Annotated in this window: 10 protein-coding genes; 1 reads left to right on the forward strand and 9 read right to left on the reverse strand. The window is 48.4% G+C overall.

What is annotated here, in order from left to right; genetic code table 11:
• Nucleotides 1-619: 619 nt before the first annotated feature.
• The 9 genes from Q0R17_RS03625 to gmk form a co-directional block, all read right to left on the reverse strand.
• On the reverse strand, nt 620-952 hold the full coding sequence (locus Q0R17_RS03625) for a hypothetical protein (RefSeq protein WP_293932184.1): 333 nt from the start codon (nt 950-952) through the stop codon (nt 620-622).
• The gene (locus Q0R17_RS03630; RefSeq protein ID WP_293932186.1) at nt 949-2310 is read right to left on the reverse strand and encodes a flagella assembly protein FlgT middle domain-containing protein; all 1362 of its coding nucleotides are present in this window, start codon (nt 2308-2310) and stop codon (nt 949-951) included. Before Q0R17_RS03630 ends, Q0R17_RS03625 begins: the two co-directional genes overlap by 4 nt.
• On the reverse strand, nt 2310-2732 hold the full coding sequence (locus tag Q0R17_RS03635; protein ID WP_293932188.1) for an LPP20 family lipoprotein: 423 nt from the start codon (nt 2730-2732) through the stop codon (nt 2310-2312). Before Q0R17_RS03635 ends, Q0R17_RS03630 begins: the two co-directional genes overlap by 1 nt.
• Nucleotides 2733-3007: 275 nt before the next feature.
• On the reverse strand, nt 3008-3688 hold the full coding sequence (trmB, locus tag Q0R17_RS03640; protein WP_293932189.1) for a tRNA (guanosine(46)-N7)-methyltransferase TrmB: 681 nt from the start codon (nt 3686-3688) through the stop codon (nt 3008-3010).
• Nucleotides 3689-3917: 229 nt separating this feature from the next.
• The gene (locus Q0R17_RS03645) at nt 3918-4706 is read right to left on the reverse strand and encodes a thiazole synthase (RefSeq protein WP_293932191.1); all 789 of its coding nucleotides are present in this window, start codon (nt 4704-4706) and stop codon (nt 3918-3920) included.
• A gap of 66 nt (nt 4707-4772) precedes the next feature.
• Nucleotides 4773-4973 carry a sulfur carrier protein ThiS gene (thiS, locus tag Q0R17_RS03650; protein ID WP_293932192.1) on the reverse strand — a complete coding sequence of 67 codons (201 nt, stop codon included), beginning with the start codon at nt 4971-4973 and terminating at the stop codon, nt 4773-4775.
• A gap of 34 nt (nt 4974-5007) precedes the next feature.
• Nucleotides 5008-7191 carry a bifunctional (p)ppGpp synthetase/guanosine-3',5'-bis(diphosphate) 3'-pyrophosphohydrolase gene (locus Q0R17_RS03655; protein ID WP_374759853.1) on the reverse strand — a complete coding sequence of 728 codons (2184 nt, stop codon included), beginning with the start codon at nt 7189-7191 and terminating at the stop codon, nt 5008-5010.
• A gap of 53 nt (nt 7192-7244) precedes the next feature.
• A complete protein-coding gene (gene rpoZ, locus Q0R17_RS03660; protein ID WP_130106914.1) occupies nt 7245-7451 on the reverse strand; it encodes a DNA-directed RNA polymerase subunit omega in 207 nt (68 codons plus the stop codon).
• A 124-nt stretch (nt 7452-7575) separates the two neighbouring features.
• Nucleotides 7576-8193, reverse strand: coding sequence for a guanylate kinase (gene gmk / locus Q0R17_RS03665; RefSeq protein WP_293932197.1), 618 nt, complete (start codon nt 8191-8193; stop codon nt 7576-7578).
• A gap of 286 nt (nt 8194-8479) precedes the next feature.
• On the opposite strand from gmk, the gene Q0R17_RS03670 reads away from it, so the two are divergent.
• The gene (locus Q0R17_RS03670; RefSeq protein ID WP_293932199.1) at nt 8480-9850 is read left to right on the forward strand and encodes an efflux transporter outer membrane subunit; all 1371 of its coding nucleotides are present in this window, start codon (nt 8480-8482) and stop codon (nt 9848-9850) included.
• The last annotated feature ends 274 nt before the right edge of the window (nt 9851-10124 follow it).

The raw sequence follows: 10124 nt of genomic DNA on the forward strand, positions 1-10124 counted from the left end.
GAACGGTCGAACCGGCTTCGGCTTGCTTTAAAATCGCCATAATCTGGCTATCTGAATAACGTGCTGCTTTCATGTAGAGCTCCTCAAAGACTGCGAGAAAATTCTACTTAGAAATGAGCTGGTTTTGTGGGGGGATTACCGAGGAGGAACAATCCTGTCAACTTAAGCATTTTTAGGGTGGCCAAGATACCCCCCTTTGCCCACCCGAAGAAAACCGATTTCTCTAATGACATCGCTTAAATTGACCTGATTATGCCTCTCGCTCATTTTTTGCCGTTTACCTAAGATGATCGACATTTATGGATATAAGCCGTAGGAGCGCTGCTTGCTGCGCCCACTGCGTATTGGCCTACATGCAATATATGGCTTTGTCTGAGCAAGAGACATAATCAGGTAAATGAATAGGATTGGAAACAGCATTGGTTGGCGAGTCATTGCAATATTTTGCCCAACTAAGCATGGCCGTAGAGAACAACGCTGGGTGCGCCGCAATATCAACTTAACTGATGTTACGCAGGTCTTTAGGCGGAATGCGCTCTGTCGCTGATTGAGAAAATGGTAAACCCATTGATTTTTAATGATGTATGCATAACATCAGAGCTTAATAATCAGTCTGCCCCTAAGGGTAGCTGTATAGCCGCCAGCGCAGCTCATTTTCTTGTGCTGTGCTTAATTTTGGCTCGGAGTATGTCATGCCACTACTTGTCATCGGTGCTGCGGCCGAGCGCGTCAGAACCGTGGCAGGTAAAGTTTCAACATGCGGCTGTGGCCTAGCCTGCACAGTTGGCCCTGACTTACTGCTGGCTGTAGAGCCATGTGTGACCTTAGCTGGGGTCGGAGCATGCGCAGACACTCGGCGGCCATTATGGCCAAAGCGATAGGGAGGAGAGGCTTCTACGGCGGTCATCGTCAACACGATAGTGGCCGCAATGCTTAGCCTAAGGATCTTCATCGGGATTCCTTCATACTAAAACGCACATAATCCCCCACCTCTGGGGTGATGCTGCCGTTTTCTAAAACTGCAATGGCAAACAAAGGCTGTACTTGGGTAATGGTCACCGCGCTAACCAATTCTTCTGGCATGCCCAAAGACATACTGCTATCCCCATTCACCGCAGCCACCACTTGATTGGTGCTCTTTACGCGGAACAGCTGTAATTTATCACCCTTAGCCAATCTAGCAGTACTGCCTGCGTCAAGAAAAACACGGTTTTTTTCGACTCGGCTAATTCTGGCGGCAAACGCTTGGCAGGCTAAAGCATCATCCACACCCGCCACAATTTTGCCCAATTGCTGCTCAACCATCTGACCAAAATCAGTGTCATAAAAACGCCGTGATCCAAACACATAATCACTGCCTTGCATCACTTCGCCAGTAGCCGAATCCGTGAAGCGCTGCTGTTTTAATAGTGCACCACTGGCACCATCAAACACATAGAGATCGGCCTCAAACCGGCGCGAGGAAGGTTTTACTTTTAGCCCAAGCGGGGCAATGCTTGGCAAGCCGCTAGAAAGCTGCAACATAGGAATACTCGGGCTAATCCTACGCTCGCCGCTTTTTATATCATTCCCCCAAGCAAGACTATAGCGCTCACCATATGGGCCAATATCCCGCACCACGCCCCCCACCACAAACTGAGTGCCATAGCGGCGGGCTAGCTCTCTCACTCGCTCTGGTTGCAATATGGGGTCATAAAAGCCTGGCTGCAGATTAAAAGCGGCTTCATTGACCGTGCGCAGCGGCAGGTAATGATCAGATGCGGCAAGCAGCCGGCTCAGCTCTTGCTGAAAACCATCTTGAAAATGCACAATATCATTGGCATCCGCTGGGTTTTGCAACTGGAAATGCGCTAATAATAGTTTTTTCCTGTAGGCAAAATCTGCCTGTGGACACTGAGCATAACGTGTCGCAGCTGGCGGCAAAACATTGGCTGCAGCCATGCTCTCCGCAGGTTTTACTGCAGTAACGGCGCTGGCGACGGGGGCTTTGCTGAGCGGCACTTCAGGCGCTGGATCGCTCTCTATCAAGACATGATAAAAACTGCCTTCACGCCATTCTCGCAGCAATTTATACCGGCTTAGCTCCTGCACCGGCACCACCCGTTGCAGCTCGCTGACGCGGCCTTCCTCAACCAAACTACTGGCTTCGACTTTTGCCCCATTCCACAAAGATGCCTGCATCAAAGCATCTTGAATCGCCTCCTGCTTAGCCATAGGAACACCGCCTACGCCAATAGCAGACAAGCCCTCAATCTCTGCTGCATAGCTATTACTCAGCAGCAAACAGCTAAGCACACAGGCTTTGATCACTAACGAGCTCGCATCATAAAGGGATGATTTGAGCTAGATTCGCCAGCAAATTTAGACATATCCAGTTCTAAAATGGTTTCATAAGCGCCTTCTGGCAGGGCATTCATCGATACCACACGTGCACCACGCAAATAGGCATCTACATAGGTGCGAAAGCTGTCGTTTTGCACCGATAAAGCCGCCACCGTACTATTACCTGCCAATCTAAAACCCTGTACCGTTTCGGCCAAGGCACGATAGGCATCCAGCTTAGAAGCACGCATCGACATTAAGCGGCGCTGTGCACCCGATAAACCTTCAATTTGCGGCGGCGCGCCATAGCCAGCGGCAGACACGACTTGATTACTGCCGTCATCCGCGTAAGCAGTAGCAGCACAAGCCAGCATGGTCGCAAGCGACAGTAAAATATGTTTAATCCGCATTTTTATCCCACCTTTTAGGCTCAGCCGGTATTTAATCCACAGCTGCGAATCCAATACCAACAGCGCTTTATTTACTTTTTACCCACCATATTCTGACGAAAGAACAGGCTCATCACTGGGTTATCGGCAAGTATCAGGAAAAATAAAGCGCTATTGCACGAAATACCCCATTCAGTGGTAAAAAAGCGAATGCAAGCAAGAACAAGCACCACAGGCGCAGCGGCTTACATCGTATTTAAAGCGTATTGAGTTTGGCTAAGACCACGCCCCAAGCACTATACCTTACTGAACACCAAATCCCACACGCCATGGCCAAGCTTGATGCCGCGGTTTTCAAACTTAGTCAGCGGGCGATAATCTGGCCTTTCGGCATAGCTTGCTGCGGTGTTTTGCAATGCTGGCTCATTAGAAAGCACTTCTAACATCTGGATGGCGTAGTCTTCCCAATCGGTGGCCAAATGCACATAGCCGCCAGCTTTGATACGAGAGCATAAAAGCTTCACCAAATCTGGCTGAATCAAACGACGCTTGTTATGGCGTTTTTTATGCCAAGGATCGGGGAAGAAAATATGCGCCCCATCTAGGCTATCGGCAGCGAGCATTTTTTCTAGCACTTCTACCGCATCGTGCTGCACGATACGCACGTTTTGTAAGCCCTGCTCGCCTAAGAGCTTGAGCAAGCTACCCACGCCTGGTGTGTGAACCTCTACCCCAAGGTAATCCGTTTCTGGCTTATTGCTGGCGATCTCCGCCGTGGGGCCCCCCATACCAAAACCGATTTCTAAAATCTTTGGACCAGTACGGGCAAAAGCCGCATTTAAATCCAAAACTTCAGCCTGATAGGGAATGCAAAATTGCTCGCCAAATTCAGCTATAGCGCGCTCTTGGCCAGTAGATAAATGCCCTTGGCGCAGCACAAAGCTGCGAATACGGCGCATATAATTTGGGTGTTCCATTTCTCAATTCCTTGCAAACAAAAACGCCGCATCGCGCGGCGTGTTTTCTAATTAAAGCTATTTTATAACAAAACCCAAACCGTGAACCACGGAGTTAAGGAGAACACGGAGTCTCACGGAGAAAAACAGTTTTGAATTGAGCCCTTTGCTGATAAAGCACAATTACTTTTCTCTGTGTAACTCCGTGTCCTCTGTGTTCTCCGTGCTTAAAGGTTTGGATTTGTTTTATTTACTTCGCAGCAATCAAGCCAGAAACCGGTGAGCTTGGGTCGGCAGTGTAGAGCTTTCTTGGGATGCGCCCTGCAAGAAATGCATCGCGCCCTGCCATCACGGCTAGCTTCATGGCACGGGCCATGAGGATTGGATCTTTTGCGCCAGCAATCGCGGTATTCATCAAAATCCCATCGCAGCCTAGTTCCATCGCAATGGCGGCATCCGATGCCGTACCTACACCGGCATCCACCAATACCGGCACTTTAGCCGATTCAATAATCAGCCGCAGATTCCATGGGTTTAAGATACCCATGCCTGAGCCAATTAAAGAAGCCAAAGGCATAATGGCGCAGCAGCCGATGTCTTCTAGCTCTTTAGCCACAATCGGGTCATCCGATGTATAAACCATCACATCAAAACCTTCTTTAACCAAGGTTTCAGCGGCAATCAAAGTTTCACGCACATTTGGGTAAAGCGTATTAGCATCCCCAAGCACTTCTAGCTTAACCAACTTATGCCCGTCTAATAGCTCGCGGGCCAAGCGCAAGGTGCGCACGGCATCGGTGGCGTTGTAACAGCCTGCGGTGTTAGGCAAATAGGTAAATTGGGATGGCGGTAGATATTCGAGCAGGCTGGGCTCATTCGCGTTCTGACCAATATTTACCCGACGAATCGCCACGGTAATAATCTCTGCACCTGAGGCATCGACCGCCGCGCGGGTCTGAGCAAAATCTTGGTATTTTCCTGTGCCCACAATCAAGCGTGATTGATAAGCTTGGCCTGCAATTTGAAATTGATCCGACATATACGCCCCTTAACTCTGAATAGAAACACGGTAGGAGCAAGTTTTATACTCGCCCATTAGCCTAACTTAACCACCACCGACGGCAACCACCATTTCTAACACATCGCCTTCGCTAAGATACGTGGTGGCGTGCTGGCTTTTAGGTACGATTTCGCCATTTTGCTCGATTGCAATCCGCTTGCCCTTGAGCTCAAGCAAAGCTATTAAATCCAGCAGGGTAAGTGGAGCGGTAAATTCGCGGGCTTCGCCATTTATTGAGATTTGCATGATGTGTTTTATTTAAGATATAAAAAATTAAACGCTATGCTCGCATTCTTTGAATGCGATAAGCCGAAGGTAATTGACGAAGGTTTTTCATCACCTTGGCTAAATGCGTACGATTACTCACCTGCAAGGTAAATTGAATCTGCATATAGCGCTCAGAAAAGCCTTCTGGCTCTTGGGTAGCCACGGCAGTGATATTGGCATCGGCATCGGCAATAGCCAAAGCAATTTGCGCTAAAGTGCCTCTATCATTTTGCGCCAAAATACGCACAGGCACATCAAATAGCCGATTCACATCAGCATCCCATTCCACATCAATGAGCTTTTCGCTATCAATTCGGCCATGGGCAATTTGCGGGCAATCATGAGTATGAATCACGAGCCCTTGATCTTTTTTAACAAAACCTAAAATAGGATCGCCAGGGATAGGATTACAACATCGCGCGCATTGAATCGCCATGCCTTCCCCACCACGTACAGCAACCGCTGCGGGTTTACGCCCTAAGGCAGCTTCATCTTGCCAACTACCGGCTAATTGCAATAAACGTTTAGCTACCACAACCGCCAAACGCTTACCCAAACCTAATTCCGCTTTCACTACTTCACGCGATTTTTCGCCATTTTCTTTTAAATAGCGATCCCACACATCATCACTGACATTTTGCAAAGGCTGATTTAAATTAGCAAAGCCTTGGGCCAATAAGCGCTCACCCAGCAATACTGATTCTTCAAAGCGCATGCCTTTTAAGAAATGCCGAATATGCGATCTGGCCTTGCCGGTAGTCACAAAGGTTAGCCAAGAGGGATTTGGCCGTGCGTGCACCGCAGAAACAATCTCCACCTGATCGCCATTTTTTAAGCGGGTGCGTAATGGCACTAATTCATGGTTAATTTTTGCCGCAATACAGCTATCGCCAATATCTGAATGCACGGCGTAGGCAAAATCAACGCAGCTTGATCCGGCAGGCATATTAAAAATCTTGCCCTTAGGGGTAAATACGTAGACCTGATCGGGGAATAGATCAACCTTGATATGTTCTAAAAACTCAACTGCATCGCCGGATTCGGCTTGAATTTCCAATAAAGATTGCAACCATTGATGGGTTTTTTTCTGCACATCAGAAAAACCCTCATCGCCGCTTTTATACATCCAATGGCTAGCCACGCCTGCATCAGCAATGCGGTGCATATCGCCAGAGCGAATTTGAATCTCAATAGGCGTACCATAAGGGCCAAATAGCGTGGTATGCAGGCTTTGATAGCCATTGGCTTTGGGGATCGCAATATAGTCTTTAAATTTGCCTGGAATTGGTTTAAATAAAGCGTGCAAGGAGCCCAACGTGAGATAGCTGGTAGGCACGTCTTTTACAATCACTCTAAACGCATAGATATCTAGCACTTCAGAAAAACTGAGTTGTTTTTCCTGCATTTTGCGATAGATGCTATAGAGATTTTTTTCGCGCCCAGTGACGCTGGCTTCAATTTTAGCCGTAGCCAATTTATCTTTAATCGAATCTAAAATCTTACCCACCACTTCGCGGCGATTACCGCGTGCGGCTTTTAATGCCTTAGACAATACCCCATAGCGATTTGGGTGCAAATATTTAAAAGCTAAATCGTCTAATTCTTGATAGGCGCTGTTCAGGCCAATTCTATTGGCGATCGGTGCATAGATTTCCATCGTTTCACGCGCAATACGCTTTTGCTTATCTGGACGCATCGCATCCATAGTGCGCATATTATGCAAACGATCGGCAAGTTTAATCAGCATAACGCGTAAATCACGCGCCATGGCTAAGAGCATTTTGCGGAAATTCTCTGCCTGTGCTTCTTCTTTACTTTGGAATTCAAGCTTATCGATTTTGCTCATGCCATCGACGAGCTCGGCAACTGTTTTACCAAATTTTTCAGTGAGTTCTAGTTTGGTAACACCGCTGTCTTCCATCACATCGTGCAGCAATGCGCCTGCCAAAGCTTGGGCATCGAGCTTCCATTGGGTAAGAATGGTGGCAACGGCGAGCGGATGTGAGATATAAGGCTCGCCAGAGCGGCGAGTTTGGCCCCGATGCGAAGCATCGGCAAAACAAAACGCGGCGGCCAAAAACTGCCGGTCTTCTAGCTTTAAATACGAGGTGTTTAGCGATAAAAAACGATTTGCATCGGCGAACACTTCCGGAGCTGTACTCGCCAACTCTGGCAAATCAATATCTGCTAGTAACATTTCCATATTCAAAGCCCAAAAAAAACAGGCCCAGCAAGCTGGGCCAGAAAAGCTTAAGAGCGCTTAATCAAGATATCTTTGCTTACCAAACCAGCGGCTACTTCACGTAGAGCAAGTACAGTTGGCTTTTCACGGCCATTGTGCTCGATCTGTGGAGTAGAACCGTTTGCAATTTGGCGAGCGCGGTAAGCTGCAGCTAAGGTCAAATCAAAACGATTTTCGATGCGGTTAAGGCAGTCGTCTACGGTAACGCGAGCCATGGCAGTGTCCCTTGTGATGGTGATTCGCAAATTGCTGCGACTAACCCTCAATTCTAGCAGAAAATAGCCTGCTTCATAAGGAAATTGCCCAGTGAATCTGCAAACTTCATATTATAAATGGAGCTTAGCCCGCTTTTAAGCTACTGATTAGCACTTGGTGACGGGTGCTTTGGCGATGCAATTTCAGACGTTCTGCCCGCACAGCACTAACGATATCGCGCACGGCTTCGTCGATATGCTCGTTCACAATCACGTAATCAAACTCTTCCACATGGCTGATTTCTTCTTTTGCTACCGCCATTCTGCGCTCAATCACTTCATCGCTATCTTTGCCACGGTTTTTTAAGCGCTGCTCTAATACCTCAACCGAAGGCGGCAAAACAAACAGCCCAACAGCATCTGGAAATAAACGACGAACTTGCGCTGCGCCCTGCCAATCGATCTCTAGCAAAATATCGCGTCCAGTATCAATAGCCTTATTAATCCATGTTTGCGAGGTACCGTAGTAATTGCCGTAAACCTCGGCATGCTCAAGAAAATCACCGTTTAAGATCATTTGCTCAAACACTTCACGCGCCACAAAATGATAATCCTTACCATCCACTTCACCTGGGCGTGGTGCGCGGGTGGTAAATGATACGGATAACTGCACGTTTTGGTCTGCAGCAAGCAGCGCTGCGACCAAGGTGGTTTTGCCTGCGCCGGAAGGTGCAGTCACCACAAATAGATTACCTTTTGCCATCGAACAAATCCTGTAATAAAACTACACGAAGATTAGCATTAGACGGCAAATCTGGCGAGATTGCCGCATAAAACATTTACGATAAAAATTTGGCTACCACCCAATAAAGAGTAGATCAAGCCATCTTACGACAGTTGCAAACAAGTAATGATATTTTTATCAATATGTTATAAATGTCAAACCACGGTTGCCTTAGTAATATGACTCATTTAGCATAGTGACCAGCACAAACTATGCCCAAAAATAACAACTATCCCACCACCTATCGTGTTGCTCAAGGATCTGTATGCCGCACCTGTTCCGCTTGCTAGGATTGGCTTGTCTACTATCAGGCTGCGCAGTGACGATCCCTAAACCGGCAGATAGCGATCTAGCTACGGCCAGCGAGTGGAATACCCCATATCTAGCATCGCTGCAAACCACCAACAGCTGGGCCAGTTGGCAGGATCCAACGCTAAATACTTTACTGAAACAAACGCTGGCTAGCCACCCAAGTATGGCGCAAGCCAAGGCTAAAATTAGCGAAGCCCGTGCAGAGGCAGCCGCGATTGGCGCTCATTTATGGCCCAATGTCAGCGCCACCGCTAGCTACAATCGTAGCTTACATAACTTGCCCGATCCTGGCGCGGCCCAAAATTTAGCCAGCCTAGGACTTGATGCCCGCTGGGAGCTAGATCTTTGGGGTGGGATTGCTGCAGCCAAGCAAAGCTTTTACGCCAATATAGCCAGCAGCGAAAGCGCACAGCTGCTTACCGAGGCTAGCCTAGCCGCCGAAGTAGCCAATACCTTGGTGGGCTACCGTGCTTGCAAAGGGCAGGCAAACTTAGCCGCTCAAGTGCTGCAATCGCAAAAACTCAGCGCTAGCTTGCTGCATAGTAAAGTGGATGTGGGCCTTGCTAGCGTGGTGGATGCCGCCAAAGCAGATAACGAGGCCAGTGATGCTAGCTATCATTTGGCCGAGTTAGCAACGCAATGCCGCGTCACCCTCAAAGCACTGGTGGCACTGACTGGCATGCCGGAAGCCAAGCTTGGTGAGATGCTGGCAGCTGAAGCTGGGCTGATGCCTGCTCGCCCAGCCCTTGCTATTAAAAATGTTCCCGCCGAAGTGCTGGCCGAGCGCCCCGATATCCGCATGGCGGGCTACAGCTTGGATGCGGCAGCCGCCGAAGTTGCGGTGCGTGAAGTTGCGCGCTATCCATCCGCCTCTTTGCTTGGCATGATTTGTGTGGGCTGCCAAATCAGCGAAGGCATTAATCTAGATAGCCGTAACTGGTCTTACGGCATCAGCTTTAATATCCCCATTTTTAATGCAGGCGAACTTAGCTCTAAGCAAGACGCAGCCTTTGCCCGCTACCAGCAGGCCACCGCCAATTACCAGCTACAAGTACGCCAAGCCGTGCGTGAAATAGAAGAATATATGCTGCGTTTGGATGATAGCCAACACAGAACCGCAGAATTAGAACACCAGCTCAGCTACGCCCGTGTGCAGCTCAAAGCCAGCCAAGCCCTATACAAGGTGGGCAGTGCCAGCCAGCTGCAAGTTGCAGAAGTAGCGCGCTATGAGCTAGCCGCCCAAACTCGTTTGCTGGCACTGCAAAGAGAGCAAAGCGCAAATTGGATCGCCCTGTATAAGGCATTGGGTGGGCGCGCTTTGTAAGGGCTGTAAGATTAAAAAATACATAGTCCACAAAAAACACGAACAAGTGGCGCGTTGCAATCACCCCCTTGCTTCATTTAAATACTCACCCATTAAAATAAAATACTGACAAGCCCCATAAATAGGAAAGCAGATTAACTGATGTTACGCACCCAAAGCCCGAATCCGTTAACCTTACAACATGAAACTTAAAGAACTTGAACTTTATACCGACTTCCTCATTGCAACTTGCGGCAAAGCAACTGCGACAGGACTGGCCGACGCGCTGGATCAA

This window comes from Iodobacter sp., assembly GCF_025352645.1.
In the GTDB taxonomy this organism is placed as follows: Bacteria; Pseudomonadota; Gammaproteobacteria; order Burkholderiales; family Chitinibacteraceae; genus Iodobacter.